The organism is Thermincola sp. GK-1, from assembly GCF_059412445.1.
Map to the genome: position 1 here is coordinate 1 of NZ_JBSQAT010000030.1, position 15,364 is coordinate 15,364.

18 protein-coding genes and 1 riboswitch are annotated in these 15,364 nt (G+C 42.5%); of the genes, 10 read left to right on the top strand and 8 right to left on the bottom strand.

The window, feature by feature from the left end; all coding sequences use genetic code 11:
* Together ACSNJE_RS15470 and ACSNJE_RS15475 are read right to left on the bottom strand one after the other, a co-directional pair.
* Nucleotides 1-842, bottom strand: an 842-nt coding sequence (locus ACSNJE_RS15470; RefSeq protein WP_495253037.1) for an MCP four helix bundle domain-containing protein, incomplete at its 3' end; no start/stop codon positions are given.
* Nucleotides 826-3,051, bottom strand: coding sequence for an HD-GYP domain-containing protein (locus ACSNJE_RS15475; protein WP_495253038.1), 2,226 nt, complete (start codon nt 3,049-3,051; stop codon nt 826-828). The genes ACSNJE_RS15475 and ACSNJE_RS15470, both read right to left, overlap by 17 nt.
* 51 nt (nt 3,052-3,102) lie before the next feature.
* Nucleotides 3,103-3,185: riboswitch (cyclic di-GMP riboswitch) on the bottom strand.
* Between the two features lie 519 nt (nt 3,186-3,704).
* On the opposite strand from ACSNJE_RS15475, the gene ACSNJE_RS15480 reads away from it, so the two are divergent.
* The gene (locus ACSNJE_RS15480; protein WP_052217233.1) at nt 3,705-4,271 is read left to right on the top strand and encodes a site-specific integrase; all 567 of its coding nucleotides are present in this window, start codon (nt 3,705-3,707) and stop codon (nt 4,269-4,271) included.
* Between the two features lie 32 nt (nt 4,272-4,303).
* Here ACSNJE_RS15480 and ACSNJE_RS15485 read toward each other — a convergent pair whose 3' ends face one another.
* From ACSNJE_RS15485 to ACSNJE_RS15500, 4 genes are all read right to left on the bottom strand, one after another.
* On the bottom strand, nt 4,304-4,867 hold the full coding sequence (locus ACSNJE_RS15485) for a DUF1638 domain-containing protein (protein WP_474773274.1): 564 nt from the start codon (nt 4,865-4,867) through the stop codon (nt 4,304-4,306).
* A 77-nt stretch (nt 4,868-4,944) separates the two neighbouring features.
* Nucleotides 4,945-5,184 (bottom strand): MTH865 family protein, encoded by a 240-nt coding sequence (locus ACSNJE_RS15490; RefSeq protein WP_052217231.1) that lies wholly within the window; start codon nt 5,182-5,184, stop codon nt 4,945-4,947.
* A gap of 150 nt (nt 5,185-5,334) precedes the next feature.
* Nucleotides 5,335-5,622: a hypothetical protein gene (locus ACSNJE_RS15495; protein ID WP_495253039.1), complete on the bottom strand. Its 288-nt coding sequence runs from the start codon at nt 5,620-5,622 to the stop codon at nt 5,335-5,337.
* A complete protein-coding gene (locus tag ACSNJE_RS15500; RefSeq protein WP_495253040.1) occupies nt 5,615-6,301 on the bottom strand; it encodes a Crp/Fnr family transcriptional regulator in 687 nt (228 codons plus the stop codon). Before ACSNJE_RS15500 ends, ACSNJE_RS15495 begins: the two co-directional genes overlap by 8 nt.
* 147 nt (nt 6,302-6,448) lie before the next feature.
* Between ACSNJE_RS15500 and ACSNJE_RS15505 the strand changes: the two genes are divergently transcribed.
* Nucleotides 6,449-6,772, top strand: coding sequence for a nucleotide pyrophosphohydrolase (locus tag ACSNJE_RS15505; RefSeq protein WP_013120822.1), 324 nt, complete (start codon nt 6,449-6,451; stop codon nt 6,770-6,772).
* On the opposite strand, the gene pgsA is transcribed toward ACSNJE_RS15505, so the two are convergent.
* Nucleotides 6,769-7,296: a CDP-diacylglycerol--glycerol-3-phosphate 3-phosphatidyltransferase gene (gene pgsA, locus ACSNJE_RS15510; RefSeq protein ID WP_052217227.1), complete on the bottom strand. Its 528-nt coding sequence runs from the start codon at nt 7,294-7,296 to the stop codon at nt 6,769-6,771. The two genes, ACSNJE_RS15505 and pgsA, sit on opposite strands and share 4 nt — an antisense overlap.
* A 110-nt stretch (nt 7,297-7,406) precedes the next feature.
* Nucleotides 7,407-7,616, bottom strand: a complete 210-nt coding sequence (locus ACSNJE_RS15515) for a hypothetical protein (protein WP_052217226.1) — start codon at nt 7,614-7,616, stop codon at nt 7,407-7,409.
* A 161-nt stretch (nt 7,617-7,777) separates the two neighbouring features.
* Here ACSNJE_RS15515 and ACSNJE_RS15520 point away from each other — a divergent pair, with 161 nt between their 5' ends.
* From ACSNJE_RS15520 to ACSNJE_RS15555, 8 genes are all read left to right on the top strand, one after another.
* Complete coding sequence (locus tag ACSNJE_RS15520; RefSeq protein WP_495253041.1) at nt 7,778-7,924, top strand: hypothetical protein; 147 nt, start codon at nt 7,778-7,780, stop codon at nt 7,922-7,924.
* 219 nt (nt 7,925-8,143) lie between these two features.
* Nucleotides 8,144-9,076 carry a thioredoxin-disulfide reductase gene (gene trxB, locus ACSNJE_RS15525; RefSeq protein WP_495253042.1) on the top strand — a complete coding sequence of 311 codons (933 nt, stop codon included), beginning with the start codon at nt 8,144-8,146 and terminating at the stop codon, nt 9,074-9,076.
* A 16-nt stretch (nt 9,077-9,092) separates the two neighbouring features.
* Nucleotides 9,093-9,287 (top strand): FmdB family zinc ribbon protein, encoded by a 195-nt coding sequence (locus ACSNJE_RS15530; RefSeq protein WP_013120818.1) that lies wholly within the window; start codon nt 9,093-9,095, stop codon nt 9,285-9,287.
* Between the two features lie 478 nt (nt 9,288-9,765).
* Complete coding sequence (locus ACSNJE_RS15535) at nt 9,766-10,164, top strand: secondary thiamine-phosphate synthase enzyme YjbQ (protein WP_495253043.1); 399 nt, start codon at nt 9,766-9,768, stop codon at nt 10,162-10,164.
* Nucleotides 10,165-10,425: 261 nt separating this feature from the next.
* A complete protein-coding gene (locus ACSNJE_RS15540) occupies nt 10,426-13,410 on the top strand; it encodes a helicase C-terminal domain-containing protein (protein ID WP_495253044.1) in 2,985 nt (994 codons plus the stop codon).
* A 102-nt stretch (nt 13,411-13,512) separates the two neighbouring features.
* Nucleotides 13,513-14,157 (top strand): phosphatidylserine decarboxylase family protein, encoded by a 645-nt coding sequence (locus tag ACSNJE_RS15545; protein WP_474773267.1) that lies wholly within the window; start codon nt 13,513-13,515, stop codon nt 14,155-14,157.
* Nucleotides 14,147-14,659 (top strand): CDP-diacylglycerol--serine O-phosphatidyltransferase, encoded by a 513-nt coding sequence (pssA, locus tag ACSNJE_RS15550; protein WP_052217220.1) that lies wholly within the window; start codon nt 14,147-14,149, stop codon nt 14,657-14,659. The genes ACSNJE_RS15545 and pssA overlap by 11 nt, the downstream gene beginning before the upstream one ends.
* 47 nt (nt 14,660-14,706) lie before the next feature.
* Entirely contained in the window at nt 14,707-15,024 is a 318-nt protein-coding gene (locus tag ACSNJE_RS15555) for a hypothetical protein (protein ID WP_474773266.1), read from the top strand.
* The last annotated feature ends 340 nt before the right edge of the window (nt 15,025-15,364 follow it).

Below are 15,364 nucleotides of genomic sequence, written 5' to 3' on the forward strand. Positions count from 1 at the left end.
AATTCTTCGCTGGTGGCAGCAACGGTCTGGCTGGTGGTATTTATCTGTTGAATAATGTGCTTCAAGTTGTCTACCATCTTGTTGAAGGAATCGGCCATATCCTTGATTTCGTCCCGGGTATTAACCTTTAACCTGTCTACGGTAAGGTCTCCGCTGCCAACCCGTTCGGCTACCGTGGCTACAAGCCGTACTGCCTTGGAGATAGAAGTGGCCATATATAGGCTGATGACGATACTAAAAATCAATGCAGCCACCAGAATTGCAATTATTTGTGTCCGTTCTGATTTATAGTTGGCTTCTGACTCAGTATTGGTCTGGCGGGTTTGTTCATCATTATACTTTATCAATTCATCCAAAATTGCTATACACTTATTATAGGCGTCCCTTGATTCCCCCCGCTGAACGGCAACCACGCCGGAAATATTTCCCTGGTTCATGAGGCTGAGCATCTTAACATGTATATCCTGATACCGTCTCCAGGCCGAATTAAACTCGGCAATTTTACTTTTGGCAAAATCGGATTTAAACTTGGGAAACAGTGCTTCAAAAGTTTTTTGCAAGTCTTCTGCGCCTTTATTATATTTGCCCAGATATTCCTGCACTTCCTTTGAATCATTTAAGTTGGCGCCGAAAATAGCCTGCACTTCATACCGCCGGATATCACTCAACCCGGTTTTAATATCATGCAGTCCCTCCGTTTTTGGCATTCTGTTACTTGTCAGATCTTCTACTTTTTTGTAAGTATTTGCCCCTAAATTAATACCTAATAAACCAATAATCGCACTTAAAACCACAACAACCAGAAAAGAAATCATTAACTTGGCCTTAATATTGAGTTTCAATAGTATTCCTCCTCCTCAGTTTTAGTTCCCGGGACTTCAAAAGCGTTTTAATATTTTGCCGGCAATTAATAAATTTTTTCACCACCTCCGGGTCAAACTGTGTCCCTGCATTCCGTTGTAATTCTGCCAAAGCCTCCTCACTGCTCAGGGCCGGGCGGTAAGACCTGTTGCCGGTCATGGCGTCGTATGCGTCAGCTACGGCCAGGATGCGACAGAGTAAAGGGATTTCTTCGCCTTTCAAACCCCTTGGATACCCCTGACCGTCCCACCGTTCGTGGTGCAACAGGATGTATTCGGCCACAGTCCACATTTCCGGGATGTTCCGGGCAATGCGCCAGCCGATTTCGGAATGTTTTTTTATCTCTGCCCATTCTTTCGGGGTAAGGGGTCCGGGTTTTTTCAGGATACTCTCACTGATGCCTACCTTGCCAATGTCGTGCAGCATGGCCAAAAGAGCCAGTTGTTCCATTTCCAGCCCGGAAAGTCCAAATTCCCTGCCCAGTTCAAGACAGTATTTTTTTAAACGCCAGGCGTGTTCTTCTGTTTCTGTGCTTTTCTCTGCCATGGTTGTAAGCAGGGCATTTATCAGGTTATTCCTGTAGCTTTTTTGTTCCAGCAGCTTTTGATGGTACATCCTTTCCTCGGCTTCCTTCATTTTTTGCCACAGGTTTTCTGTTGCTTTGGTTTTCACGGCATATCCCAGGGATATGCTTAACCGGATATTTCTTTTTACGTCTCTGCCGCACTTGCTGTTTATCCTGCCGACTATTTTTTCTGCCATCCTGGCGTCGGTCCGGGGCAAAAGGATTAAAAATTCGTCCCCGCCCCACCGGGCGATGATGTTCTCCTTACGGCAGCTTTTCTTAATTACTTTGGCTGCTTTTTTCAGGAGCCTGTCCCCTTCTTCATGGCCAAATATATCGTTGGTTAGTTTCAAACCGTTGACATCTCCGATAATCACAGCCAGGGGTAACTCCCGTGATGTATCAAGCCTTTTTATTTCTTCTTCGGCAAATCTGCGGTTGTACAGTCCGGTCAGGGGGTCATGGTAGCTCAGGTAAAGGATTTCTTCCTGCTTCCTTTTCTCCCTGGTAATATCACGGAAGACCATGACCACGCCAAAAATATTTTCTTTTTCATCTTTGATGGGTGCAGCGCTGTTGACTATGGGTACCTGCCGCCCTTCTCGGGTGATTAAAGCTGTACGGGGAGCCGGACCTGCTGTTTTACCGGTCTGCAACACTTTGGCTACAGGGTTTTCAATAACTTCTCCAGTTTCTTCGCTGACCAGTCGGAAAACCTGGTCAAACATTTTGCCTCTTGCCTCTTCTTCGCTCCAGCCTGTGATTTCCCCGGCAACCTTATTCATGATGGTTATCCGGCCCTTTTCATCTGTGCAGACCACCGCATCGCCGATGGATACAAGGGTAGTGCGCAGCAGTTCTTTTTCCCGGTACAGTTCTTCTCTGTACTTTTCCCGTTCGGTGACATCAATGATGATGGAGAAAAGCAGTTTTTCTCCGCTATAATCTATCGGGCATGAATAAACGTCTACCAGCCGGATTTCGCCATTCTTTAAACGGTGGGGAAACAGAAAATACTTTTGTTTTTTCTTTAATGCCATCAGACGGCGTCTTTCTACTTCTTCTCCGGGGAGCATATTAATGTCCTGAATACGCATGCTCAGGAGTTCTTGCCTGGTATAGCCGTAAAAGGAACAGGCTGCGGGATTGGCGTCCTTTATTTGGCCGGTAACAGGTTCGACCAGGAGCATGACGGCGGTATGTCCGTTAAACATGGCCTGCAGCCGCTGCAAAAGGTCTTCTCTTTCCATGATTTGCTTCATTTCGTCGGATATGTCCTGCAAAAATGTGACAATATGCTGCTTTGGGGATGAAATGGCCGTTATTCTGTACCAGCGGTTTAAAGGTTCGGCATAATGGATAATTTCTTGTTTTTCGCCCGCCAGGGCAACTTGTCTGTAAAAGCTTACCCAGTCAAAACTGCCACTTCTGATGCCGGGCAGGGCTTCTGTTACCCTTTTGCCGAGAATGTCATTCTTTTGCAGTCCTGTCATTACTTCAAAAGCAGGACTAACCTCCAGAAAAATATAGTCTTCCGGCTCCCCCCGGTTGTTTAGTACCGGCTTGTGGTAAGCATACCCCCATGGCACATGGCCGAGCAGTTCCTGTATTAATTTTTCCGCCACTTTTTCACCTCATTAAAAAAACTCCATGCCGGAAGCATGAAGTTAATTCTTTAATGCAACCGGCTGCCTTAGAATTTGTCCTTAGGCCCTTGGCTTTGCGTCCCTGTCTTTCGACAGGTTTGCCCTGGTATGAACTTTATATTTGTTAGTCTGTTTAAATGAAACATATTTCTTAAAATGTTACATTGGGCCGGTGTTTGTAATCCCTTATAGATGGTAATTCTAGATATTTAAGTATCTGTAAGGACCAATGGGACCAGTATATTTTCTTGTACAATTTGACCAAATCAATACCGGAAAAGCTTTGTTAATGGACAAAATGTAGAACTATGCCTGATTAGCAATTATTTTTAAGAAATATGTCGTTAAGAGGGAGGATTAATTATATTGGCGTAGTATAACATATATATAGTAATTTTTGGTATGCTACATTTTAAGAAATATGTTGTGTAATTTCACAAACGTTTTTCCAGCCTTTGTCAAACACCCAGCGATTAGAAAAAAATTCCTACCCGGTCAAAAAGCAACCAGGTAGGAATTTTTTTGCCGCCAAGCAGCCAGTAAAGAATTGAACTTCATGTAAAACTCTGCTGTTATAAGTTACATTTTAGTGATATAATTAATAATATGTTGCATTATGGGAGGTATTATATATGACTGTCGAACCTATCCGGGACCTGCAAAAAATTAAAGCTATGCTCAAGCAGCTTAATAGTCAAAATGAAAGAGACTGCCTGCTTTTTATGTTTGGGATAAATACCGGCCTCCGGATTTCCGATATTCTCCCTATCAGGTACAGCGATATTTTCACCGATAATGGCTCCTTCCGGCAGCATCTGGTTATTAGGGAACGAAAAACTGCCAAGGAGAAAAAAATAAAACTTAATGATGCCCTGAAGGCAGCCATTAAGTCTTATGTAACAAGCCGGAATCTGTCCGGAGATGACTATCTGTTCGGTTCAAAAAAAGGAGGCTCTATCGGCCGGGTTCAGGCATACAGAGTTTTAAAAGCGGCTGCTGATGCGGTTGGTATAGAGCATTTTGGGACCCATACCATGCGGAAATCATGGGGGTATTGGACTTATAAGGCATCAAAATATAATATCGGGTTGATTATGGATATGTTTAATCATTCCAGCCAGAAAGTAACCTTACGGTACATTGGCATTTCGCAGGATCAAAAGGATGAGTTATATTCGATGGTGCAGTTTTCACTGTAGCATCTGTATCTACTGCCAGGAATATTGTGTGTTCAACTTAGCACATATAAAAGTTCTGATTTTAAATGGTCCAATGTCGTGGGATACACTTCGACCGGAACTTGAGTATATTCAAAAAAGTTCAAGATATCTTCCTCTGATATTTCAGTTAAACCGGTATCAATTAACACAATCCTGTCGTAATATCCGAAGTTTTGGCGGGCATCGACCTTATCCCAACCCAGGCCTTTAACAAAAATATCTCGCCACCTTTTTAGCCAACCGTTGGTTAAGTAAAAGGTTTTAGCTTCCTGGTCAAGCTCTTTCATTTTGTCACCGAGCAGAAGCTCTATGCAATTTGATGCTTTAACAATTTTGCCGTTATATTTTTCGGCCAAACTCTGGATGTCTGGATGACATTTGTTTCCTACAAGTATTATAGGTTGTGATTGATTTGCTATTTTATCAAGTTTTTCTTTTAAAGCCTGTTCCAATTGATCCAAGTTGACATGTAAAGCAGCGTCTATAAAAAAGATATTGTTCTCCAGTTTTAGGTTTTCCATGACGTTGTTGATCTCTTCCTTAAGCATAGAACACCCTATAAATACTTTTTCCATGGTTATCACCTCCGTTATGACAAAAAAGCCAAGTCTAAATAAGGCTTGGCTAATACACTGCAGCATATATTCATATATTAAAGTTTAGCCCTGCTTACTATTGTTTCTGCTACTTGTTCCGCGCTTTGGAAGGGAAAATCCTCAGGAGTTAGAAGTTTCCCTGCTTCACCTGCTGTAACTTCAATTCCTTCAGCCCGGCAGGTGGTTTTGGCTCCGTCGGGGAATGCTGACAGCAATTCCTCTGGAGAGCCTATTGGAAATTTAGCCCCCTGCAGAGCACTGATAATCTGGTTTTTGATGGTTTCGCGTACAGACATATTTATCTCCTCCTCAAAAGTTTTTTACAGAAACGATTGTTTCTGTTGAGTATATGTTACTGTCTGATGAAAAAAATTTCTGTAAAACAGTTTACAAAAAAATTCCTGTAAAAAATAAGCTGTCTGGAGACAGTTGAGACAATTTGGCGTTTAATTTTCTAATGCCTTGCAAGCCAGTAACAGTATAACTTGTTCTACCGAATTTTTATCAAATCCAAGTTCAATTAACCTGGTGGTAATCCATGAAGTGTTTTCGGGTGTAAAAGTAAGTTCGGATACATTGTTGTTGCAAAACCAATAAATGATTTCTTTGAGTATTTTACCTTTTTCAGAATTGCTTTTTATTTCATAAATAGCCCACCTGGAAATTTCAGTATTCCAAATCAGGTTACATAAAGTATTTTTCAAAAATCCCTCATCATTTTTTGGCTTATGCATAACCATTTACTTCCTCAATGAGTTTTTGGTCCAGCAGGTAGTACAGGCGCTGATTAACTTCAATTATTCCTTCGCGTTTTAACTCATTTACAATGTTAGTGACCATAACCCTGGAGGCATTCACAAGATTAGCCAGGTCTTGATGATTCAACACTATATCTATTCTTATGCCTTTTGGGGTCATAACGCCATAATTCTTTGCCAAACGGACCATAGTGTTTAGTACCCGACCTTTAACATCTCTAAATGCCATAGCGGCAACTTGCTCTGTGTAATTATTGAGTTTATCACCCAAAAATTTTATTATTTTTAATGCAATCATTGGATTTTTTAAGAGATTTGGCAAATCATTGCGTGAACAAGTGCAGACGAAGGTATCTTTTAGAGCCCTGGCGTTCATGGTATGGCGAATATCTTCAAAAATTGTGTTTTCGCCAAAAATGTCGTCTTCCTGAAGTATGTCTAAAGCTATTTCTTTACCGTCTTCGGACATCTTATATAAAAGCACCCGGCCGCTTTTAATAAGATAAATCGTATCGGCTGGGTCTCCTTCCGAAAAAATTATTTCACCTTTGTTGAATGATTTTGGCCTGGCAAGTCTCATGACCTGTATTTTGTCTTCTTCGTCCAGAGCTTGAAATAAATCTAAGTCTTTCATACATTTGATGTTGTTTTTCATAGGACACCTCATTCTATTTAAAATATTTAATAACAGTCTAGGATGTAAATTGCGCATTTTTCAGTAAAATATTTTACATATTTTAAATTAAATTTCCCTTTTAACCCTGTCAAACAGTGGTATACTTGGTGAAGAGGAGGCTTGGAAATGGATATCAAAGATATGCAAAAAGAAGTTCATGAATGGATCAGCCAGTTTGAAGAAGGCTATTGGCATCCTTTGTCCATGCTGGCTCGCATGACTGAGGAAGTAGGCGAACTGGCCAGAGAAATAAATCATCGGTATGGACAGAAACCAAAGAAGGATTCTGAGCCGGAAGGCAGTATCGCCCTGGAACTGGCAGATATATTGTTTATTATTATTTGTTTGGCCAATTCCCTAAATCTGGATCTGGAAAGTGCCTTTAAAGCTATGATGCAGAAATACCGGGTTCGGGATATCAACCGTTGGACCAGGAAAAACGGTGGCTAAGATTTTGTTTTTCTGTGTATGAAACAATAATAACGGTACAGGTAATTAATGAAAGATAGCAGCGCCATGATGCCGGCCATGTACAGGAATAAATTTTGGGCTGGCAGGCCAAAAGATACAAAAAAGAGGGCGGCATAAATTGATACCGTTGCAATTTTACCGCCGGCATTGGCGCTTACATCATACTCTCTTTTGTAGACCACAAAACCGCTGCCCAGTACCAGGATGAGCTCCTTTAATATGATTAGTAAAAACAGCCAGAGAGGGACCAAACCGACCAGGTACAGCGAAGTCAGCGCGGCCGCTATCATTAATTTATCGGCCAGGGGGTCGAGAATCTTGCCGATCGATGTAATCAGGTTCAGTTTTCTGGCCAGATACCCGTCAATGATATCGGAGGCGCCGGCCAAGGCCATGACAAGCATGGCCCATTGTATGCTGTAGGGCCGCCCTGACCAAAAGACCAGCAGAAACAGCGGTATTAATAATATCCGTCCAATGGTAATCAAATTTGGTAAATTCATTGGCCAAAACACTTCCTAACCAAGGTAAAAAAGCTCCGAACGAGGAGCTCCATTTTATTATACAGGAAACCGTATTATTTTCCAATATCGCCGCAATATCTATTTAAATTTTACCGCTGCCATTCAAGTGTCTCATCATCAATGGTGGAAAATTCGTGTTCCAGCGATATCAATCCGGCTTTATCCAGTTCCTGAATCACCTCAAAAAGACTGTCTTTTTTTTCGGCTGGCAGATTGCGGACGAAGTTGTTAATTTCCTTTGGTTCCACTTTGTTGGTAAACTTTACCCCACCATACTTAACAAATTTTTCCTTTGTCATTGACAAATCCCTCCTTCAACCCTATAATGGTTTAAGAATAATGAATTTATTCTTTTTTCTTTTCTTTTTGGCAATTTCAAGAGGAGCAACGTGGTTTGGTTACAAAGTTATTATATGTTCAAATTGCCCAGTATTGCCTGGAAAGTGAGTGAGGTTTCTTGTTGGCGAAGCAGTGTCCGTATTGTTTGGAGTATTCTTATTCATCCTGTGCCGGAAGTGTCTGGATTTGTCCCAAGTGTGGCAGGGATATCAGCGATGTAGGCTTTGTTCATCCGGTCAGTAAAAAGAAACTAATTGTTAAAAACTAAGTTAGTACGAAATAATTGAAAGTTAGTGATTTGGTTTTTGGTTTATTGGGCATTCATGGTGGAATGCTCTTTTATTTTGCTTAGTTTAGCAGGAATTTTGGTTTAAATCCTGGAATAACCATTTTTTAAGGATTTGCTTTTATTATCACTGCCGAAGAAGACTTGTCGATTGGAAACGGTTAGGTATAATAGAGAGTATAATTAAAGAGAGGAAGTGATATGATGGACGTTTATGATATAGTAATTATCGGCGGTGGGCCGGCCGGTCTCACAGCCGGTATGTATGCAGCCAGGGCGGCTTTAAAATGTATACTTATTGAAAGGGGTATGCCCGGAGGACAGGCTGCTACCACGGACCAAATAGAAAACTATCCCGGTTTTCCCGAAGGGATTGGCGGTCCCGACCTGATGATGAACATGCACCAGCAGGCCTTGAAATTTGGCCTGGAAACCAAATTTGGGGAAGTTAATGAACTGAAAAAAGATGGACAGTGGTTTTTCGTCAATGTTTCCGGGCAAGATATTAAAGCCAGGTCTGTTATTATAGCCACCGGAACAGAATCATTGAACTTGGGCGTAGAAGGGGAACAGCGGTTCAGGGGCAGAGGTGTATCCTACTGTGCAACCTGCGACGGCGCGTTCTTTAAAGGTCTGAAAGTAGCAGTTATTGGCGGAGGGGATGCTGCTTTGGAAGAAGGCATGTTCCTGACCCGCTTTGCTTCAAAGGTGTATTTGGTGCACAGGCGCAATGAGTTTCGCGCCACCAAGGTTGTGCAGGAGCGTTTAAGAGAATTCCCCCAAATCGAGTTAGTGCTTAATTCAGTGGTTACTTCCATCCTGGGGGATAACAAGGTAGAAGCCATAAAAGTAAAGAACCTGGCCACCGGGGAAGAAAAAGCTATAGCTGTGGACGGGGTTTTTGTTTATATCGGGCAAAAGCCAAATTCTGAACTGGTCAAGGATATGGTACAGTTGGATGAGAGAGGGTACATTATTACTGACCAAAATATGCAGACAAGCTTGCCTGGTTTATTTGCAGCGGGAGATGTCAGGGTGACTCCTTTGCGACAGGTGGTTACGGCTGTTAGCGATGGAGCTGTAGCGGCTGTATCGGCGGAAAAATATATTGAGCAGTGGAAAACAACGAATTAAAACAGGGGGTGCTAATATGCCGAGATACGAGTTTAATTGCCAAAGCTGCGGGAACAAGTTTATCGTTGCCATTTCCATAGCAGAAAGGGATAAAGTGAAATGCCCGGAATGCGGGAGTAAAAATATAAAACAACTTTTCTCACCGGTATCTGTCGGGAAAGATTCAGGCGGCGATAACTGCAATACTTGCGGCAGCAGAACTTTCGGTTGAGGTGTATAATGCTCGGCAGGAGGCCGAGGCTAAAAAACCTGCAGGTAAATAGAAAAGCGGAGGATGAAAGTGGATAACAGGGTTGTGATCAGGATTTTCGGCTCAAGAGTAGTTGATGAGTGTAAAAATTATAGGTGAGGTCCTAAACGGTCTCAGGAAGAGGCTGCACGTATCCTCAGGGAATTAATCCAGCAAAAGTATGAAGATTATGCTGATAAAGTGGATCTGGAATATATCGATATAGACGATGAAAGAGTAGATGATTTTCCGAATATAACCAAGTATATAGATGATCCGCAGATTCCTCTGCCCATAGTTAGTTTGAACGAGAGGTTTGTTTGGGCGGGACCAATTATTCTTTCTAAATTATTGGCAGAACTTGATAAAGAGTTATTAAAACCTTCTTTTTAAAAGAAAGAAGGTTTTTTTATGCAGGAGTGGTATAGTAAGGTTAGAAGCAAACATGGAGGTGGAAAATATGTTTGAAGAATTAAGTATTAGGACAGGGGCCAGGGACCAGATGCTCGATATCACCAGTGACGTCCGTGCTATTGTACAAAGTAGTGGTATTACATCAGGAGTGTGCTATATATATGTGCCGCATACGACAGCCGGCATAACCATTAATGAAAATGCTGATGCAAGCGTAACCAGGGATATATTATATGAATTGGATAAGATGGTGCCCTGGAACGATGGTTACCGGCATATGGAGGGCAATTCAGCTGCCCATATCAAAGCCAGCATGATGGGTTTTTCCCAAATGGTCATTATCCGTAACGGGGACCTGCAACTGGGCGCCTGGCAGGGCATATACTTTTGTGAATTTGACGGCCCCAGAAACAGAAAAGTATTTGTGAAAATAATCCCTTCTTAGCATGACAAAAAAAGAACTGTACTAGCAAAGGCACAGTTCTGAAATAGGGAGAGGAGATTAGGCATTGGGATCAAGTTATCTGATTATAGTGTAATGTATTTTTCCACCGGATACCATAAAATACTCCTGAGCAGAAAAAAATAGCCCTTAAACGGCAGTATGGAGAAGTAACCGGGAGGAAAACATTAGTTTCTTCTGGTAATTGTCTGCGGAATGTTATAAAATTGATGGGAAGAACGAGTCCGCTGATTGGGTGGTTTAATGTCAAAAAATACTTTTGTGGCCGTAGACATAGAGACGACGGGTTTAAACCCGGCAGATTCGGAAATTATTGAAGTGGCGGCTGTGCGTTTTGCTGAGGGACGGGTACTGGAAACCTTTCAGTCGCTGGTTAAGCCGGAAAAAAAAATACCATTGAAAATCCAGCAGCTTACAGGGATTAACGAATCTATGGTTGCTGATGCCCCGGCCTGTGCTGAGGTAACCGGGATGCTGGCTGAATTTGTTCATGACAGCATCATTATAGGACATAACATCGGGTTTGATCTGAATTTTCTGCAGCATTACCACCCCGTTTTTATTAGAGCCCAATATTATGACACTTTGCCATTAGCTCGTTTAGTTTGGCCCAAAGCGCACGGTTACCGGCTGGCAAACCTGGTTGAAGCATTGAAAATTCAGTTGAACGGAAGCCCTCATCGGGCCTTTCATGATGCCTTGGCCGCGAAAGAGGTTTTTTGCCTTGCCCTGGAAGTTTTACGTGGGCTGGGAACGGAAAACCTGTTAAGGATGTTAGAGATTATTGGCGCTAAAAGCGATTGGCCATACTACGAAATCATCTCTGCTTTGGCATTGCAAGGAGCCGGACAGGCTAAAAAGGGGTATTCTTATCCGTTTCTGGCCGGTTTGCTTGAAGGGAAAAAGGAATTCGCTTCACTTTTTCCCAATGCGGACTCTGCAGAAAATTCCCCAGTCGATGCCCAGGAAGAGTTAGAGTTAAGTGAAGAAGACCTGTCGGCCTTTTTTGGACCGGAAGGACGCCTGGGGAAGGTGATGCCGAACTATCAGTACCGGCCGCAGCAGGTGCAAATGCTGAAAGAGATTTTACATTGTTTTAAATCGGGACTTTACGCGGTTATTGAAGCCGGTACGGGCACAGGAAAATCGTTGGCTTACCTCCTGCCGGCCCTCTACTGGAACAAATCAACGGGTGCCAAGGTGGTTGTATCTACCCATACCATCAATTTACAGGAGCAGTTATGGAACCAGGACATACCAAACCTGGAGCGGGTTATAGGGGCTAAAATAAATGCTGCCCTTGTCAAAGGCCGGACAAATTACCTTTGCCTGCGCAAATGGGAACAGCGAATAAAAGACAGGGATTGGTCCGGTGACCGGGAAATAAACTTCTATTTGAGGATTCTGATATGGCTGAATGAAACTGCTACCGGCGACAAAACCGAGATCAATTTGCAGGGGGAAGAACAGGAATATTGGCGGGATGTATGCGGTGACCCCGATGCCTGCCTGGGAACAGAGTGCCGGTGGTTTAACCGGGGCTGCTTTGTTATGCAAGCGAAGCGCCGGGCTGAAGCCGCTGATTTGCTGATTGTCAACCATTCACTTGTTTTCGCTGATATGAAAAGCGAAAACAACGTTTTACCCGATTATAAATATATTATTATTGACGAAGCCCACCATATTGAGGATAGTGCTACTGACTACCTGGGATATGAGGTTTCCTCCGCCGAATTACAGAGGTTGTTGAGGATTTTGAAAAAGGACCGGCGGGGGGGCCGCTTCGGACTTATAGCCCGTATGAAAGATTGTTTAAGTCAAATCCTACAGGGGCACAATGATTTATTGCGAAAAGCCACGGAGTTATTAGAGGGTATTATTACCATCGGCAAAGAAGTGGAGTTGACCGGGGAAGATTTCGCTGAACGGGCCAGGATTTTCGCCTCCCGCTATGGCGCAGAGGAAGATGAAACGGAACAAACCGTAAGAGTGGTGCGGATTAAGGATTATCACCTGCAGGATGAATTGTGGCAGTCCGTACTTATTACCGGGGAAAATCTAAGCCTCAGGTTAGACCGGTTAAGCGGCCATTTGGACAAAGTGTTATCCGTCTTCTTTTCGGAAGAAATGCAGGAAGAATCCAGGGAAACGGCTGCCCTGGCAAGAGAAGCCAAATGTCTGGCTGAGACATTAAAAAATAAGGTTAAGGAAATCAAGTTCATTCTTAACGGTTCGGAACCTAATTACGTATACTGGCTCGAGACTAATGAAACTAAGAGCGATGCTGTTATTTTGAAAGCTGCGCCCATTAACATTGGTAATCTTTTATGGGAAAAGTTTTTCCGGGAAAAGAATAGCGTGGTATTAACCTCCGCCACTTTAAGCGTGGATGGGAGTTTTTCCCATTTTCTTGGGAAAATCGGTCTCAACCTGGCTTCGGAAGAGTCCTTAAGATTATTGCATGTGGCTGCTCCTTTCAATTATGAAAAACAGGCGCTGCTGTGCGTGATCAATGATCTGCCAAGTCCCGGGGAAGTGGAGGATATGGAGTTTGCCGGGGCCATAGCTCCGGTTTTGGCGCAGATTGCCAGAATACTTAACGGTCGTACCTTATGCTTGTTTACTTCGCACCGTCTACTGCGGAAGACTTATGACCTTTTGGTACCTTTACTGGAAAAGGAAGGGATTACTGTACTGGGGCATAACATTGATGGAGGAAGAAGGGGGCTTGTTGAAGAATTTAAAAAGAATGGGAAGAGCCTTCTTTTGGGCGCCAGTAGTTTTTGGGAAGGAGTTGATATACCCGGAGACTTGCTAAGCTGCGTTGTAATCGTGAAAATGCCTTTTTCACCGCCCAACATACCTACTCTGCAGGCTCGGGTTGAAAAGCTTGCGTCAGATAATGTGGACGGGTTTTACAGTTATTCGGTTCCCCAGGCTGTCATTAAGTTCAAACAGGGCTTTGGTCGGCTGATTCGGAAAGAGAATGATACCGGTGTTGTTATTGTCCTGGACAAGAGAATTGTACAAAAGAAATATGGAAAAGTCTTTTTGCGTTCTTTGCCTGTGAAAAGGCATTTTAAAGGCGACCGTTATGCGGTAATGCAAAAAATTCGGGACTGGATGGCGGGAGAAAGGCCTGATATTGACGCAATTAATTATGTTCACGACTTTAATGAAATTAATCAGTTTCTCAAACAAAGGTTGAAAAAGAAAGAGACGATGTAGAATTACGGCAATGTAAATTTTGTACAGATTTATACCCTTTTAAATGCTTAGAAATGATGATAGAATAGATTTAATCAACTTTACAGGAGGTTGCCAAAATATATGAACCAACCTTATATTATAGCCAAAGAAGGGTTCCCCTGTCTGGCCATCCTGGCTGTTGTAACGGTAGCTACATATCTTTTCCGCCCTTGGGTTGCCATTATACCTGGAATTTTATTTTTGTTTGTTGCATTTTTCTTCAGGAATCCCAAAAGAATTATACCTACTGATAAGGAAGTGCTTGTCTCACCGGCTGATGGAACCGTTATGTCTATAGAAGAAATAGAAGAAAAAGAATTTTTGCGTGACAAGGCTATCAAGGTAAGTATATTTTTGTCAATATTCAATGTTCACCTCAACAGGTGTCCGATGGAAGGTGAAATTAAATATATAAATTACCGGCCGGGGAAATTTATACCCGCTTTTAAAAGCCATGCTTCCGATATAAATGAAAAAAATTTTGTGGGGATTGAAAACGACCGTCTGAAAATAATGGTTACGCAGATTACAGGATTTATTGCCAGAAGAATAGTTTGCTGGGTTAAACCGGGCGATAAAGTGGCTCAAGGGGATCTATTCGGACTAATTAAATTTGGTTCCTGCACAGAATTGATTGTACCTGAAAATGTGGAAATAAAAGTTAAACCGGGGCAAAAGGTTGTCGGCGGCATAACTGTTATTGGGAGGTTAAAAAATGAATACTAAGTACATCCCCTGCTTATTTACGTTAACCAATCTTTTGTTTGGTGTTTTGTCCCTTGTTTATACCATGGCTGGGGATTTTCAACTGGCTGCTATCATGGTTTTGTTTTCCATGGTTCTTGACGCTATGGACGGGCGTTTGGCCAGGAGATTGGATGCGGCTTCTCCTTTTGGGAAAGAATTGGATTCTCTGGCTGATTTGGTTTCTTTTGGTGTTGCGCCGGCAATCATGGTTTATGCCGCTAAATTACAGGGACTGGGTCCGCATGGCTTTGTGGGTTTAGCGCTGGCTTTGGCTTTTTCGCTGTGCGGGGCAATTCGCCTGGCCCGTTTTAATGTATTGAACATCTCTACCTATTTTGTAGGAGTGCCTATTACGGCGGCAGGCAGTTTAATGGCTTTATTGATTCTGTTAAGCAATAAACTGCCTCTGTTGGTTTATCCTGTAGCGATGGTAATTTTGTCGTTTCTCATGGTGAGCAACATCAAAGTACCGAAATATTAACATCAAAGCACCAAAATATTGACAATACCGGAAGCCAGGTGGGTTCGTTGGGAAAGACTTTGAAATACTTAAAGACATACCGAGGCTTGCTGGAAGAACTTCTTCGGGTCCAGAAAGAACTTGAAGCGGCCGAAGCGGAAGGTAACGAAATACTGGCCCGTTTGTTTGAACTTGATACAGTGAGACTTAGAGAGAGGTTAAAAATCAATCCTTGTGAGATTTGTTACTACGGTTATTTGACAGTAGCCCCCAGTCATTGCGAACTCTGGGATAGATGCCGCAGCACCGTTAAACTGGAAAGAATGTGGGACGATGGGGACTGGGTGAACGGAGAGTTTTCGCTGCAATTTAAACTGCAAAATTAAATCCATATAGTTTGGACAGTCACCCCGAAAACGTATCTGTAATATTATATATCCAGAGGTACTGAAAAGGGGTGAGAGAGTTGCGAGTTTACTTTATAAGATTGCCGCAATTTCTGAGAAAGGTTCTGATGAAGGTTTTCAATTAAGAGCTGACTTTATTTCACAGAGGGAATTCCCTCTAATTTTTTTTGCTTCAAATTGCAAATTAGACCATGTAAATTCTTGTTTAAAACCGGATTTTTTTGCTTTATTTACAATTTTATCTTGAAATCGGAAAGTAACTACTCAAAATAGCCTAACGGCTTATCAAATACCATTTATTAGGAAACACAATTAGTTT